Source organism: Nostoc sp. LEGE 06077 (assembly GCF_015207705.1).
Taxonomy (GTDB): domain Bacteria; phylum Cyanobacteriota; class Cyanobacteriia; order Cyanobacteriales; family Nostocaceae; genus Nostoc_B.
Genome location: NZ_JADEWI010000058.1, coordinates 26,221 through 40,163, shown reverse-complemented (window position 1 = coordinate 40,163; position 13,943 = coordinate 26,221). Strand labels below are relative to the sequence as shown.

The following is a 13,943-nucleotide window of genomic DNA, read 5'->3' as shown; positions in this document are numbered from 1 at the left end:
TCGTTCACCCAAAAAGTTATACTGCCTCGTTGCTTGAGGGCAGCATCATAAGCGTTCCAATTCTTAACTTTGTACTGGGCTTTCGTCTTCATATGCAGGGTTAGGCGGCTCGAAAACATCGACTATAAGTAAATTTACCATTTTGCCTATTCACGCAACAACGCCGTTTAAAGCAGTCAGTTGCTAGTAGAGAGCGGAGTCAGGAGGAAGAATGGTCAGCCCGTATTGGGGCGCAAGGGCGATCGTCTTTTGAATATCTGCATCTGTAATTGGGGATAGAGGTGCAGTGGAATCATTCGCTGGAGTCTCCACGATACGAGGCTTATTGAATACTAACTAATCTCTAAGGGATATACCCAGGTACACCCAGAATTTCGTCACCAATTTCGGTAGAGATGCAAACGAACAATTCCAAATCAGACAATTGCTTTATTCTTTTCTTAACGAAGTTATAAGTATTTCAGCTTGTAACTTGTCTCATTTTTTCTTCCAAACCTGTCCAAAGTCTTCTTCAAGTCACACCAACCGTTGACATTTAAAGTAGACCTAACAGGCATTCAAGCAGAAACCACCGCTTTCTGCTGCTCCATTTGTTGAACACACTTCAGCAAACGCTTGGGGATATACTTCGATGACTTGAGCAAGCGATTGCCCTCACTTCATAACAGCAAACATGATAGTAAATCTGGTGGTAATTCTCGCATCAGCCACCAGTTTCTAACTCCAACAAACTCAACACTTTCTCCTCCAACCCCGTCAAATAACTCCGCTTCAGCTTCCCCAACGACTCCAAAAACCTCTGCACCGATTCCTCCAGCCCACTCGAATACACCCGATTGATGCGATTGCAGATTTCTTGCATCTGCTGACATTCATCAGACAAGTAATTGAAAGACCTCAAATGCTGCACCCCAATCGTCAGTTCACCATCCCAGGTTCTCACCGTACAGCTAAACTCCCTAACATAAGTCACGATGCACCAACAACCGCCCTTGCCTCGCAAATCAGGATTATCCTTGACTAAAATTTGGCATACCTCCCCAACTTGGTAACTGTTGGGGACTTTGGTACGTTCCATAATTTTTTGCACCACATCAGTTACGATTCTGGCACTGGGAACTTTACCGCCAGCAACTTGAACTGCTCTTTGCCACACTTCCTGCTGTTGTTGGGGTTCTAGCTTGGTTAATGGGCGAACTTGACGCTCACTCGTTGGCATAATTTGTGTCCCAAAGGGACACATTTGCTGTTCACTCGACTCAATTTCGGCTTGTGTCCCAGACTGCTCTTGCTCATCACTTGAGTCTGCTTCTGTTCGTGTCCCAATGGGACACATTTGCATCAGATTATCTACCACAACCGCAGCTTCAATCAATCTGTAAGGATGGCGACGCTCGAATCCAAACCTATCACGGCAATACTCCTCAAATGTGCGGTGGGTGGATCTGTACAGTCTACGATCGCGCAACTCTGCCAGTGCTTTACCTGCTTCAAAAAACGCCCGTTCTACCTTGAGTTCAAGGTGCAAGCGATCGCTCTGCTCCTGCTCGGTTAATTCAGGTACTTCAACAGCAGAAACATCAATTATTGCAGAAGCTGGGTCTTCTGAAGGGGTGATGTCTGAGGTGAGTGATTCTGGATTGGGTGATGCGGAGATGGTGGCTTTCTTGCGCTTACGGACTTGGTTGTTCATGATTCCACTTATTTAGGTCAGTGGTTGTTATCCAGATTCAGTAGCAAACCAACTCCAGGAATCTTGCTGCCATGAGATAAATGAAGCTGCCACCAAAGAAGTGCTTTTGAGGATTGGGTTAATAGTCCCTGCATACCAACCACCAAAGACAACACACTATAATGCCTGTTCTTTCGGTTCATCTGGAACATACATTAACAAGTCACCTGGTTGGCAATTGAGAGCTTTGCAGTATTTTTCTAACGTCTCTCTCTCTAGTCTGTCTGGCATGACCCTAATATTTTTATGCTTGCTGATAGTCACAGGGTGCATACCTGTCATCTCGGCAAGTTGTTTGTAATCAATTTCTCTATCAGCCATTAACACGGCCAAACGCCACTTAATCGGCATTGATTTCTCTATAAATGTTGGCATCTTTTACATTACACCTCCTTGAATTTGCCCTTTAGTAACTGCGACTATAGCATAAGCCGCAGTGAAAAATCTATTAGTTACTAGCTTGACTTCATTAGTCGTAGCGACTAATATAATAACCATAGAGACAAACAAAAGGCAATCGCTCTTAGCCTGGAAAACTTGTGCGATCGCCTTTTGTCCTTACATTCAAGGAAATACAATTATGACTCATAACGTCTATACCCAACAACAGCTACGCTGCAAATCCCTACCCCAGCTAAAGCGCATCTACAGCGAAATCGGCTGCACAACCACAGTACAAGACAGACGCTACAAGGATTCGTGGAGAAGTGCGTTCGTCGAAGACGTTGGCGCAGCCATCGCCTCTTACCAAGAAAGCAAACTCCAGAAGGTTGACGAGCAGCACATAGCCCAAGGCGAGTTCGAGCAGTACATTGCAGACCAAGCCCAGGCGATCGCACCAGAAGAATTAGCAATCAAAGAAATCAACCCTCACCACTTCGAGATTTTTGCTGGTAAACAGCTAATCGCGTACATCAGCTACGATAACGCCGAATTCGTCACTCAGCCTTGGGTAGTGATGATCGGTGGCAACGAAATCTTCCGCCACCACACCCTTGCCCGATGCCAACGCTTCATCCACTGGCACTACAAAGACAATACACTCCCGCTACCTTTACCCGCGCCAGCCAATTTTCCAGAAGTCCCTACAATTACAGAAATCTCCTTCTACGACCAAGAAGCTTCTGTTGATGGTCAATTGGTAGCCAGCGTTAGCTTTGACCCGGAAAACTACCAGGATTTGTACTGGCGAGTGCTGGTAAACGACGTTGAGATTTTCCGGGACACTACACCAGAGCGATGCCACAGCTACGTCAAGCAGCAGTACCAACAAGGCACATTACCAGTGCAACAGACATTTGAGGAACCCTGCACCACCGGAAACGAAGTCATGGTGCAGCTTTTCGATGCCTGTGAGCAACACGGATTAGAACTGCTGGATGACGGCATTTACCAACAGGACGTGAAACTCGGACAAGCAGGCTACGCCAATGGTAATTGGTGCTTCACAAGTACAGCCCACGCCCATCAAGAGAAAGTCTTTTGTGACTCTGCTGCGGATGCCATGTGGTTGCTTCAAATACCGGATGGTTTACCAACGGCTAACGAATATCTGCAATATCATCCGCTTGAGCAGTTGTCGCCGGGGGAATTGCAGGGGTTGTTTGAGGCGAGGGCGTTAATGGCTGTGTAGGGAGAAAGTGGGCTTGGATGCCCACTAATTTATGTGACGTACCAGTTTTAAATGTAGCTATCAGCACGCGCATCAACCTCAGTAATTTTGTCCCAATCTCTCATTAATCAACTTCATTTACCAACAAAGCTTTAACCATGAACAGAACATGGCGCAAATGGGAACCAGAGGAAATAGAAGTCCTCGAAGAAATGTCAGAAGCTTACACCCTTAGACAAATTGCGCGTCGGCTTAAAAGACACGGTTATCAACGTACAACCGAGGGGATTAATAAAAAACTGAATCGCTTAGGCTACTCTACCCGCACAACTTTGGACAACTATAGCTGCAATCAAATCGCCAAAACTCTTTGTGTGGATTCCTCGACTGTGGCGGGATGGGTAAAACGCGGATGGCTTGTGGGAAAACAACGCTCTGCCACGCATTTTCAAGTTAAAAGTCAGGATTTGAAACGATTTCTTAAAAATCCCCCCCGCAGAATTAGAAATCTCATTGCCTCATTAGATCAACTTGCAATTAAAACTTTGGTTGGGTAAACATTATGTCCTGTGCAATCATCACCCTGGAAAAATGCTGGTATTTGTCGCCACCTTGGGATCAACAAATGCCCTCGCTGGAAGTTCATTTGTCCGAGAAAGTCTACCTCACCGATTCCAAAACATTCGGCTACTGCTGCGGGGTGTTGTGGCAGGACACAGGATGGGTTTATGCGGTCAACTGCGAACGCTCCATCACCTACTTTACCAAACACGAGATTATCGGTACTGGACGGGTTCAGTCCACGTATATGAGAAAACCTGCATTCGTGTTGGGCGATCGCGTGATATTGCGTTTTGACAGTCACGCCACAAAGCAGCGTTTGGTTCTGGGGATTGTGCTGGTGAATAACGCTTGGTTTTACGTTGTTGAGATGATATCTCCGGCTTTGGTTCGACCACTGGCTGCACCTGTTCGTTTTCCACTGGTGGGCGAACAAGATTTGATTCGAGTTTGTATGTAAGTATTTTTCGACAGGAAGCAACGATTAGGTATTTACTAAGTGTGTAGGTTTTTCAACAGGGAGTCAAAATGATAATTTCACTCTTCCAAGCAACCAGAAGATTTTTTGATTGTCTTGATGATCAAGAACCTGTACAGGAGAGAAATAACCGCCTAGCAGAGGTATTTGGAATTAACTCGCTCATCCTTGTTTCAGGAGGAACAGAAGAAGATTGCGTAGTTGCTATGGCTGCATACGTATGCAATCATACTCATCTTGAAATATCTCAAATAGGTGAATTGTTTGGGGTAGATGCTGTTTTTCAAGCTCAACCATTAGCTAACAATGCAGAGCAATCTGTTATTGAACAGATTGATCAACACGCTGACCTGATATGCCGTCTACCAAAGCAAGTATTCAGAATTTCTGTTTGTCGCACACTCTACTATTTTCGGTTAAGGCAATATCGCGGTTTAACCAAGGATTGGTCTATTTACGAAAATTTGGTCAGAAATTATGTCAAATATTGCTCAGAAAACTCTTTGCAAAGACTAGTAGCTGAAATCGCCACAATTTATAGCTGGCACACTAACTCTAAATTTGAATAATTATCAAAGGAGCAAAATATGACTTTACCCTTGAATCAGTCTGTACTGCTCGAATCCAAATCTTTTAGAACCTCAGCCATCACCAATTTTTCTGACGACAAAGCTTTAGAAATTCTGACAAAGGCTAAAGCAATTATCTTTGCAGTTTGGGGTGGTAGTGGTTGGGCGACTACTGCACAAATCGCTGAATATTTTGGAGTTACGGATTCATCTGTCAGAGAACTCTTTCGAGTTAATGGGGCTGAATTTCGAGCTTTGGAAACCAAAACCCTTACAGGCAAGGACTTACGCGATGCTCGTCAGACGCTCTGTTTACCATCCAGAACATCCCAAGCCAGGGTTTTCTCAGCTTTAGGCACACTGAGAATTGCAATGCTACTGACTGAATCTGAGATTGCCGCCCAAGTCCGCACCGTGATTTTAGATTTGGTTGCAGCCATACCAGCCACTCAACCACCCCAACAACCCCCTGCACCAGCACTCCCCCCAGTTGAACAGCGATTGCACACTCTTGTCGAAGCAATGAAAACTTTAGCCGAGTTGACTGGTGGACGACTCAACCCTTATATGGAACAGCAGTTTAAGGACTATGCTGGGAACTTGCTGGCTGAACACAACCGGAAGATGTTAGCTCCTTCAAAAGAGTGCTGGCTTGGGGTTGTGAATTTTGCAGAGAGCGAACTTGGCAAGAAAGTCCCTATTAGTGGTTCACATTATCGGGGGCATTTGGGTACATGGGTTCGCTCGTTTTATCCACATCTGGGCAATCGCCAAGAAAACCGATTAGTTAACGGCACTCAACAACCAGTCTACGTTTACCCTTGCCACGATCCGGTGGTGGTTGCTGGGCTTACCAAAGCAATTGACGAGTTTTTTGCACATCCAAATCCGGCGGCGGCACTCAAGCAAGCGGGGGCATTTACTCATAAAAAAGGAAGAGTATCAGTTTTACAGCCATTAGCATGAGTCTACTACTGGCTATTTAATTAATACTCGTAAAGAGAAATCACACATCTCAAGACAGCACAGTAATGCTTGTTCATGAAATTAAAAATAACCCATTGTTAATAACAGGTTAATAGCATTATGAAAATCGTAGTTCAATTAGTCGAAAAAGTTTACCAAGAAGCTCACTTAGAGATACCCGATGGACTGACAGAAGAAACTATCAGACAAGTCATCACAGACCGATACAATTCCGGCGAAATGACACCAGATTTAAATATTTTTCAGGTTGATTTTGAATCAATCAGCGCAACGATTGTCCACAATCAAGACTCTTTTAATGTTGAGGAAGAAGCAGCATGACAGCCACGCCATTATTAGCACCTCATACAACTGTTACTGAACCCGTTACCCGTCACCCTCTCAACTTCTACGAGTCTCCATCGTGGTTCACCACTGAACTACTGCGCTATGTTCCGTTATCTGGTGTGATTGGTGAACCTTGCGTTGGGCATAGGGCGATCGCATCATTACTATCCGTGTGGCCTCATACAGAACATATCTGGACAAATGACATCGACCCGAACAAACAGGCTGATCACCACTTGGATGCAACACTATCCAAATCTTGGGCAGAATTCCCTGAATGCGATTGGATCTGCACTAATCCGCCTTATGCCGAATTTGCCGCACCTATTATCAAGAATGCTTACCACAAAGCGCGTGTAGGTATTGCTGCATTTTTACTGACAAGCTTTCTCGAACCTTGCGATGATCGTGCGGATTTTATGATGCAATATCCGCCTTCGCTGGTGTTGGTTCTGCCCCGCTTTTGTTTTCGCAAGGATAAACGGGGTACTCGTTGGGCTACCGATAACATCACCATCTCGTGTTTTGTCTGGGACAAACGTGTAACCACACAGCGCATTATCGTGCGTCCCAAATCACAAATTATTGGGTTTTACAAAAATCCAGAACAAGCGATTTCTCAAGAAAAAGCTCTTGATATTGTTCGGGCGATCGCCAAAGGAGAATTATGAAACAGATGTCACTTTTTGATGAACCAACTACAGTTTTACCAGTCAGTTACTATCCAGAATTTCTCTCCAAGCAGGAAGCCGACGAACTTTACCAACATTGCCAACAACTGCAATGGCAACAGAATCAAAACAATTCGCAATTCGCAATTCGCAATTATTAATTAAGAGCAAAAAGACATGAACCAAAATATTAGCATTGCTGACAAAACAAAAGCTTTAGCAATAAGAATAGTTAAAGCTTGTACTTTCTTGGATGAAAAACCTGGAGTTTGTCGAATATTATCAAAACAGTTACTCCGAAGTGGAACTTCCATTGGAGCTAATGTCAGAGAAGCACAATCTTCTCAATCCGATAAAGATTTTCTTCACAAGCTAGAAATTGCACTTAAAGAAGAACGAGAAACTGAATACTGGTTGGAAATCTTAATAGAGTCAGAACTGGTCGAGAAAAAAAAGTTTGAACTTCTACTCCAAGAAACCAGAGAAATTGGAAAAATTTTAGTTACATCTACTCGGAAAGTTAAGGAGAAAATCAACAAGCATAATTAATTGCGAATTGCGAATTGCGAATTGCGAATTGTGTTGATGCTTCCGGGTTGTCAAACTACTCATCTGCACCAAGTTCCGAAGACTAATAAGGTTGTTAGCACAAGGATTAATCTGACGTTTCGACCGCACGTTGGGGGGAAGAGATGAGTTTTTGTTTAACCATCAGATGAATCAAGGCTACAGCAGGCTCATGATAAGAAATAACTATAATTTTGTAGTGCAATTACATTGAATTTGCTGAAACAATCTTGGTATTATATTAGTACATTTATACTAGCTAGATGAAATCATCATCTTTATAGTATTGCAGATTTCGGAGAGATTTATGACTGAGCGATATATGCTTTCGATTACTTTATCCGAGAAAGCTTATGAAGAATTTAGAAAAGTTGCTGCCTGGAAAAAAATCCCCGTTGGGACTTTAGTTAGACAAATTCTAGAACGCGAACATGAAGGTCTTGCTTTTAGTGAGCTACTCAAACGTGCCACCACAAAATACCAACTTGATGAAGATGAATCTACTCAGCCAAATCCATTGAAAAAAGTAAATCACACAGAAATTCCAATTCATCACTAATTGCACATATATTCGTTCGGAATTTTTGAGCAAACTAATTTCTCATTCTGACTGGTAAACCAGTGAATCCTATTTCCAAAGCCCAAAAATACTTAGATAAAAGGAGGTGTGAATATGAGTCGAGACTTACACACAGGCGTTTTAACCGGACACCCTGTAGTTGATGCCATTGCTCACATTAAATTTGAGGGCGACATCACACCAAAAAGCTGGTACAAGCATATTTGTTATCAAACTAAATCTGGGGAGAAGAAGGCAGATCGTTTAGCGATTGATATTTTGGCAGACATTGTTTACTGGTATCGTCCATACCTACAGCGAGATGAATTGACAGGTGAAGAAATTGGCTGGAAGAAGAAGTTCAAAGAAGATGTCTTGCGCCGGAATCCTGATGCCTTTGCTGAATCACTCAATGCTTCCCCACGATGTGTCAGAGAATCTATGCACTTACTCGAAAAAATGGGCTTGATTAAAGTCATTCTCCAACCAGTCGAAACAGGTTATGGAATTCTCCCCAATGTCATGCACATCGATATTTGTCCAGAAGCTCTAGCCTCAATTACTTACCGGACTAATAAAAGTCAAAACGCTCAAAGCCTTGAAAAATCCTTGTTGACGAAATGGGTAACTCCCGATTACGAAACGAGTCACAAGGAGTTACGAAATGAGCAACAAGCAGCTACGAAATACGTAACAACCGATGACGAAATCGTTAACTTATCTATATATAGAGATTTCATAGAGACTTCTAAAGAGACTTCAACTCTCTCCCTAAATCCCTCTCTCACGCTCCAAAACTTGGAAAAAGAGAGAGAAGAAAAAAAAGCCGAGTTTGGATTTCAAATACAAGAACAACCCAATCCAAAACCCTCCGCTTCGTTGTCAAACAAAGCTGAGACTTCGCAACTAACAAACCAGACCATCATCAAGACCAATGTTCCGCCGCCTGCCCAGTTTTTCTCTGTGCAACGGAAAAAGCCGAATGAAATTGTTTGGGACTGGCTACCTGATGGCCCGTGGCGCACTGAAGATGGTAAGTTGGACAGCGAATTTCAAAGCGCGATCGCTAACCGTTGGCTCAAGGAGTATGGCGGTGATTTACACGCCAATAAAGCCAAGGTTCTCAAGCATTTTCGCAATGAACCTACCAACTTACCGATTGAGTGGGAATGGTATCAATCCACTTTCATCCATCGCGTAGTTAATATTCAAACTCGCCGACAACATGGGCTAGACACTACGCCTGATGAGCAATTTGTTACTAAACAAGCACGAGCCACCTTACCTTTACCTCAAGGGATGCGAGTTACCACGCTCCAAACTCCCACTTCCATTGTCGAACAAGTAGCCCTTTATGCTCTACCTAGCTTACAGCAAAACTTAATATCCATTGCATCTGTTCAACACTCTGTCCAGGAGTTACTCCAACCAGAAACATTACCACCGCCAAAAGACGAGTTTGGTACAGTTAATGACCCCAATGCTTACTTACTCAAATCTGCTCAAACAGAAGAAGTGGAGTTTTGGGCTAATTGCAAACCCAATGTCGTACCTTTGGCTAAAAAATTACCTGTCTCTAATGAAGAATTAGCAGCAGCAAAAGCAGCTATTGAAGTATTAAAAGCCAAGAAAGCTGAAGAAAATAAAACCAAAAAGCTAACACCCATTAACGAGATAGTTTCGCCACCTATTCAAGATGATGAAGCCGTATTGCAAGACATGAGAAAATATTTGCACTCTGGTAGTGATGTTCTTCGACAAAAAGCTATTGATTGGGCTTGTGACCCTATTAATCAATGCCAGCTAGTTAAGAAGAATGAACGAGTTGTTGATATCAAATGGGTAGATTTTTAGAACTTAATTTATAACTAATCTTTGGGTTAGTTATAATAATTTGATACTGACATTACACCTGACAAAATGGAGGTAAATATGAATTATTTAACTGTTGAAAAAGTTCACAAAATCATTGAGTTAGCTGCTGCGCGCCGATTGCATCAGCAATCTAAATCCACTTCAGAATCTGACTTAAAAGATTCAAGGACGCTATCAAAAGAACTAGTTGAATTTCTTCATGAGCGTCAAACTCCAGGCACACCTATTTATCTGTTGTCTGATTACATTTACAACCTTTCTGAGCTTGAATTAGCAGAGGCAATTGCACTTATGTTACTCGGTCGTGGACATTCTGATGAAAAACCATCTGACTTTCCTGATTTAGTTAACGAAGCTAAGGGTGTTAAAGCACATTATCTGATTGAAAAAGCTCCCTTATCTAAGTATTTACGTAGCGGATTAGAAAAACTAAATATTACTCAACAGGAGAATTTAAATTGAGTTACGATAACACTGCTAAGTATTTAGCCGAATTGTATCCTGCCGATTTTGCTGATTGGTTATTGCCAAATCAACCTAATCAAGAAGTTACTGTTTTAAAAACTGAACTTTCAATCGAACCCATTCGGGCTGATTCGGTCATATTTCTCCAAACAAAAAGCCGCATTCTCCATCTCGAATTCCAAACTTTAGCTAAGTCTAATCCGCCTATTCCCTTACGTATACTCGACTATTATGTGAGACTGAAGCGGCAGTATCGTAAGCCAATTACACAAGTAGTAATTTTCTTGCAGGAAACTGACGATGAAGTTGCTTTCACCACAGAATATACTGATGAGATGACAACTCACCGCTATCGGGTTGTGCGTTTATGGGAACAAGATGCGGCACAGTTCCTTAATAATCCCGCTCTTTTGCCCTTTGCACCTTTAGCGCGAACTAATTCTCCGTCCACCCTATTATCCCAGGTTGCTCAAAGTGTCGCTAAAATTTCAAATAGAGTTGAACGACAAAATATTGCTGGGTGTACCGAGATTTTTGCTGGTTTACGATTTACAAAAGACTTAATTCACCAATTTTTACGGGAGGACATTATGCAAGAATCTGTTATTTATCAGGATATTCTGCAAAAAGGAGAATTCAAGTTATTCTATCGTCAACTAAATCGACGCTTTGGAGAAGTTGACACCTCAATTATTGAGCAAATTCGCGCATTATCTACTGAGCAACTAGAAGCACTAGGAGAGGCATTTCTAGATTTTGCATCTGTTGATGATTTAGTAACATGGTTAGAGGAACTGCAATAAAAGTAACAAAAGCGAAGTAATTTGATTACACCCTTCGCTTTTAACTTCACTACTGACCCGTCCTTATCTCTACAAGTTGCCAAGGACTCAAGTGAATCTATTGCTGCTAATAACCAGCAAAAAATACTCATAATTCACTTTCACTAATTCACATATTTCAGCCACGCAACTCCTCTAAATCCGCCATCTTTTCAAAGATTATTCATCTCATTCGATTGGAAAAACATTAGCCAATCAATTAAGCTTTTTGCTGCTGACCATCATTAACCACTGTGCTGCTCGACACTCCAGCATCGGCTTTACTTTTGGCGAACTGGGGACTACTGCGGTTATCTGCAATGCTTTGAAGTCTAAACCACAGCTACATCCGGCTATTGCAGCGTTGGACGCATACATACATTCAACTACTAGAGTTTTGAAACTGTGACTACCCAAATAATCAAAGCTATCAGCCTACATCAGCCCTGGGCATCTCTTATCCCAATGGGTTTGAAAAAGCATGAAACTCGTTCTTGGTCTACCAGCTACAGAGGCTCGTTGTTAATTTGTGCTGCTAAGAAGACCAGCATTCACCAAAAACTCACTCATAGCTACTTCCTTAGTAAGTATCAACAAATACTAGCTCACACTGATAACTACATTAAGTGGGACGATTTGCCGTTTGGTTACGCCGTTGCTCTGGTTGATTTAACTGCTTGCATCAGTATGACTCAGGCTTTTATTGACCAGCAGCCGCAAACTGAACTTGAGACTGGTGATTGGCGAGTTGGGCGGTTTGCTTGGAAATTGGACAACATTAAGCGGATTATCCAGCCTATTCCTATCACTGGCAAGCAAGGTTTGTTTAATGCCCAGATTGATTTGCACTCCCAACACCTGGAGGCGGTCGCATGATATCTGTCCTTTCCCTATTCTCCGGCATTGGTGGACTCTGCCATCACGGTTATGATGCTCGTCGGGCTTACGGGTTGAGTTGTTCACCTCGGCAAGCTGCCATTGCTTGGAAACGTATTGACTATCTATACAGTCTACTTTTGGGTCAGGAGGTGCATTATGACTAATCTAATCAATTCACTCGAAACCGCTTGGTACATCTCACCGCCTTGGGGGGCAGAAGTACCGCGGCCCGTCGTTAGTTTACTAGAGAAAGTCTACATTGGCACTCCCAGAATAGTCGGTTACTGCTGTGGAATCGAATGGTTGCAGGGTGAGTGGAGTTACGCGATCGCCATCAATGATGAAGTCGTTTACACACCAGCCTCTCAACTGCGTGGCACTGGTAAATTCCAGATGGAAGTGACTGATAAGCCAGTATACGCTTTGGGTGAAAAGGTGCTGTTTCGGCGTAGCCAAAATACTACCCAATTTCGGATCGTTCAAGGCATTCACAGAATCGAAGCCTGCTGGCTCTATACCGTCGAGTGGGTTTCTCCTGAACTAACCGAATCTAATGGTCAACTGATGACCTCTGGCGATGCCTTCGGCAACCCCTTCGGTGTACGCCGGGCTTGGGTTACTGATACTGATTTGGTGAGGAAAGTATGATTTTCACCTCATACTACGCAGGAGTTATTAAAGGCGAACCTGTATCGATTTCCCTATCACCACCGAAAGCTTTGAAAGGCAAGCATTCTCCCGTGTTCGCCCCCACTCCTGAACTGTTGCGGTGGTGGAAGTCTTCTACTCAAGATGCAGCTTTTAGCTAATCCGTCTGCACCACGCGGGAGTGAAGTTGCGGTGGTGGAAGTCTTCTACTCAAGATGCAGCTGCTCAGTCAGAGTACAAACATCAGTTTAGAGAAATCCTGCAATCCCGGCATCAGCTGATCCAATTGTGGGTCAGCAGGCAGCGGCGGAACAAGAGCGACATAACTTTGCTTTGCTACGAGAAGCCTCTTGATTTCTGCCACCGTCATCAGGTTGGCGAGGAAGTTGTACAAAAGTATTTGCCAGAGCTTTGGGGTGGGGAAGTTTCGCTGTTAGCTGATAATGGCAAAAATAAGGATATCGACACAACCGATACCCCTATCATCACCTTGACATCTTTTGCTGTCTCTCCTAATTCTACAACCAACCAGTTAATAACCCCAAAACAGCCTATTTCAATTGATCCGACCTTTCCGCCTACAGTTCAGATGCTGTTGTCCAAATGCCATGACGCTGGTTTGTTAGTCAAATGCAATCGCCTGCCTTGTGGGTACTTCCGGGTCACTTTGGATGGACAGGACTTGGGAGAGTGGTCGGAGCTTGGGGTGCTGGGGGTTCTGTCTGGACTGCCATCTGAGGTCTATCGAGGGCGAGGGGTGGGGTCAGGCTGACGGTGGGTGTTTTGCTTATATCACTGTGGATTACTTATCAAAATATTACTGTGCAGAATCTAGTTTTTTGGAATATTTTACTCTGCAATGTCTAGAAACAAGCCTAGCACGCCTCTCATGAACACCAACACACAGAATCACGTTGCTCTAGGGGCTATTTTAGTACGGTTGAGAAAAATCGGTCTTGAAGCCTGTTGAAGCGATACCTTCTCCTGTCGGAGACGCTCCGCGAACGGCACACTTCGTGAACGCACCAATGCCAAGGGCGGCAGTTTTTCTTGTAGCTTACTATTTACGTTCATCACCAGAACTTCTCAAGCATTGCCAGTCAGAAGCGAGTTTGGGTGTTCCGCTGATATGGCTGTGGATTACTTATCAAAATATAACTATGCAGAATATAATTTTTTAGAAGATTATAAG

22 protein-coding genes are annotated in these 13,943 nt (G+C 43.3%); 19 read left to right on the top strand and 3 right to left on the bottom strand.

The features are described from left to right. Window positions 1-703: 703 nt before the first annotated feature. Window positions 704-1,693, bottom strand: a complete 990-nt coding sequence (locus IQ244_RS26100) for a hypothetical protein (protein WP_193899392.1) — start codon at window positions 1,691-1,693, stop codon at window positions 704-706. A gap of 156 nt (window positions 1,694-1,849) precedes the next feature. Beyond that, entirely contained in the window at window positions 1,850-2,107 is a 258-nt protein-coding gene (locus tag IQ244_RS26095; protein ID WP_228059166.1) for a helix-turn-helix domain-containing protein, read from the bottom strand. Window positions 2,108-2,168: 61 nt separating this feature from the next. Here IQ244_RS26095 and IQ244_RS26090 point away from each other — a divergent pair, with 61 nt between their 5' ends. The 13 genes from IQ244_RS26090 to IQ244_RS26030 all read left to right on the top strand — a co-directional run bounded on the left by IQ244_RS26090 (window position 2,169) and on the right by IQ244_RS26030 (window position 11,206). Further along, window positions 2,169-3,365, top strand: coding sequence for a hypothetical protein (locus tag IQ244_RS26090; RefSeq protein ID WP_193899390.1), 1,197 nt, complete (start codon window positions 2,169-2,171; stop codon window positions 3,363-3,365). A gap of 137 nt (window positions 3,366-3,502) precedes the next feature. Beyond that, entirely contained in the window at window positions 3,503-3,901 is a 399-nt protein-coding gene (locus IQ244_RS26085) for a hypothetical protein (RefSeq protein WP_193899388.1), read from the top strand. A 5-nt stretch (window positions 3,902-3,906) separates the two neighbouring features. Next, window positions 3,907-4,365, top strand: a complete 459-nt coding sequence (locus tag IQ244_RS26080; protein WP_193899386.1) for a DUF1392 family protein — start codon at window positions 3,907-3,909, stop codon at window positions 4,363-4,365. A 68-nt stretch (window positions 4,366-4,433) separates the two neighbouring features. Beyond that, entirely contained in the window at window positions 4,434-4,952 is a 519-nt protein-coding gene (locus IQ244_RS26075) for a hypothetical protein (protein WP_193899384.1), read from the top strand. 18 nt (window positions 4,953-4,970) lie between these two features. Continuing rightward, window positions 4,971-5,918, top strand: a complete 948-nt coding sequence (locus IQ244_RS26070; protein WP_193899382.1) for a hypothetical protein — start codon at window positions 4,971-4,973, stop codon at window positions 5,916-5,918. A gap of 120 nt (window positions 5,919-6,038) precedes the next feature. After that, window positions 6,039-6,260: a hypothetical protein gene (locus IQ244_RS26065; protein ID WP_193899380.1), complete on the top strand. Its 222-nt coding sequence runs from the start codon at window positions 6,039-6,041 to the stop codon at window positions 6,258-6,260. Continuing rightward, window positions 6,257-6,937 (top strand): hypothetical protein, encoded by a 681-nt coding sequence (locus tag IQ244_RS26060; protein ID WP_193899378.1) that lies wholly within the window; start codon window positions 6,257-6,259, stop codon window positions 6,935-6,937. Before IQ244_RS26065 ends, IQ244_RS26060 begins: the two co-directional genes overlap by 4 nt. A gap of 5 nt (window positions 6,938-6,942) precedes the next feature. After that, the gene (locus IQ244_RS26055; protein WP_228059165.1) at window positions 6,943-7,098 is read left to right on the top strand and encodes a hypothetical protein; all 156 of its coding nucleotides are present in this window, start codon (window positions 6,943-6,945) and stop codon (window positions 7,096-7,098) included. Between the two features lie 16 nt (window positions 7,099-7,114). Continuing rightward, on the top strand, window positions 7,115-7,486 hold the full coding sequence (locus IQ244_RS26050) for a four helix bundle protein (RefSeq protein ID WP_193899376.1): 372 nt from the start codon (window positions 7,115-7,117) through the stop codon (window positions 7,484-7,486). A 325-nt stretch (window positions 7,487-7,811) separates the two neighbouring features. Then, window positions 7,812-8,063, top strand: coding sequence for a hypothetical protein (locus IQ244_RS26045; protein WP_193899374.1), 252 nt, complete (start codon window positions 7,812-7,814; stop codon window positions 8,061-8,063). A gap of 114 nt (window positions 8,064-8,177) precedes the next feature. Continuing rightward, window positions 8,178-9,917 carry a hypothetical protein gene (locus tag IQ244_RS32750; protein ID WP_228059164.1) on the top strand — a complete coding sequence of 580 codons (1,740 nt, stop codon included), beginning with the start codon at window positions 8,178-8,180 and terminating at the stop codon, window positions 9,915-9,917. A 78-nt stretch (window positions 9,918-9,995) separates the two neighbouring features. Beyond that, entirely contained in the window at window positions 9,996-10,400 is a 405-nt protein-coding gene (locus IQ244_RS26035) for a DUF3775 domain-containing protein (protein ID WP_228059163.1), read from the top strand. Next, window positions 10,397-11,206 carry a DUF4351 domain-containing protein gene (locus tag IQ244_RS26030; protein ID WP_193899370.1) on the top strand — a complete coding sequence of 270 codons (810 nt, stop codon included), beginning with the start codon at window positions 10,397-10,399 and terminating at the stop codon, window positions 11,204-11,206. The genes IQ244_RS26035 and IQ244_RS26030 overlap by 4 nt, the downstream gene beginning before the upstream one ends. A 234-nt stretch (window positions 11,207-11,440) precedes the next feature. Here IQ244_RS26030 and IQ244_RS26025 read toward each other — a convergent pair whose 3' ends face one another. Further along, a complete protein-coding gene (locus tag IQ244_RS26025) occupies window positions 11,441-11,602 on the bottom strand; it encodes a hypothetical protein (protein ID WP_193899368.1) in 162 nt (53 codons plus the stop codon). Between the two features lie 27 nt (window positions 11,603-11,629). Here IQ244_RS26025 and IQ244_RS26020 point away from each other — a divergent pair, with 27 nt between their 5' ends. From IQ244_RS26020 to IQ244_RS25995, 6 genes are all read left to right on the top strand, one after another. Then, window positions 11,630-12,100: an ASCH domain-containing protein gene (locus IQ244_RS26020; protein ID WP_193899366.1), complete on the top strand. Its 471-nt coding sequence runs from the start codon at window positions 11,630-11,632 to the stop codon at window positions 12,098-12,100. Further along, window positions 12,097-12,267, top strand: coding sequence for a DNA cytosine methyltransferase (locus IQ244_RS26015; RefSeq protein ID WP_193899404.1), 171 nt, complete (start codon window positions 12,097-12,099; stop codon window positions 12,265-12,267). Before IQ244_RS26020 ends, IQ244_RS26015 begins: the two co-directional genes overlap by 4 nt. After that, window positions 12,260-12,751: a DUF1392 family protein gene (locus IQ244_RS26010; RefSeq protein WP_193899364.1), complete on the top strand. Its 492-nt coding sequence runs from the start codon at window positions 12,260-12,262 to the stop codon at window positions 12,749-12,751. The genes IQ244_RS26015 and IQ244_RS26010 overlap by 8 nt, the downstream gene beginning before the upstream one ends. Continuing rightward, a complete protein-coding gene (locus IQ244_RS26005) occupies window positions 12,748-12,912 on the top strand; it encodes a hypothetical protein (RefSeq protein ID WP_193899362.1) in 165 nt (54 codons plus the stop codon). The genes IQ244_RS26010 and IQ244_RS26005 overlap by 4 nt, the downstream gene beginning before the upstream one ends. Before the next feature lie 26 nt (window positions 12,913-12,938). Beyond that, window positions 12,939-13,523, top strand: coding sequence for a hypothetical protein (locus IQ244_RS26000; protein WP_193899360.1), 585 nt, complete (start codon window positions 12,939-12,941; stop codon window positions 13,521-13,523). 184 nt (window positions 13,524-13,707) lie between these two features. Then, window positions 13,708-13,932, top strand: coding sequence for a hypothetical protein (locus IQ244_RS25995; RefSeq protein ID WP_193899358.1), 225 nt, complete (start codon window positions 13,708-13,710; stop codon window positions 13,930-13,932). Window positions 13,933-13,943: the final 11 nt, after the last annotated feature.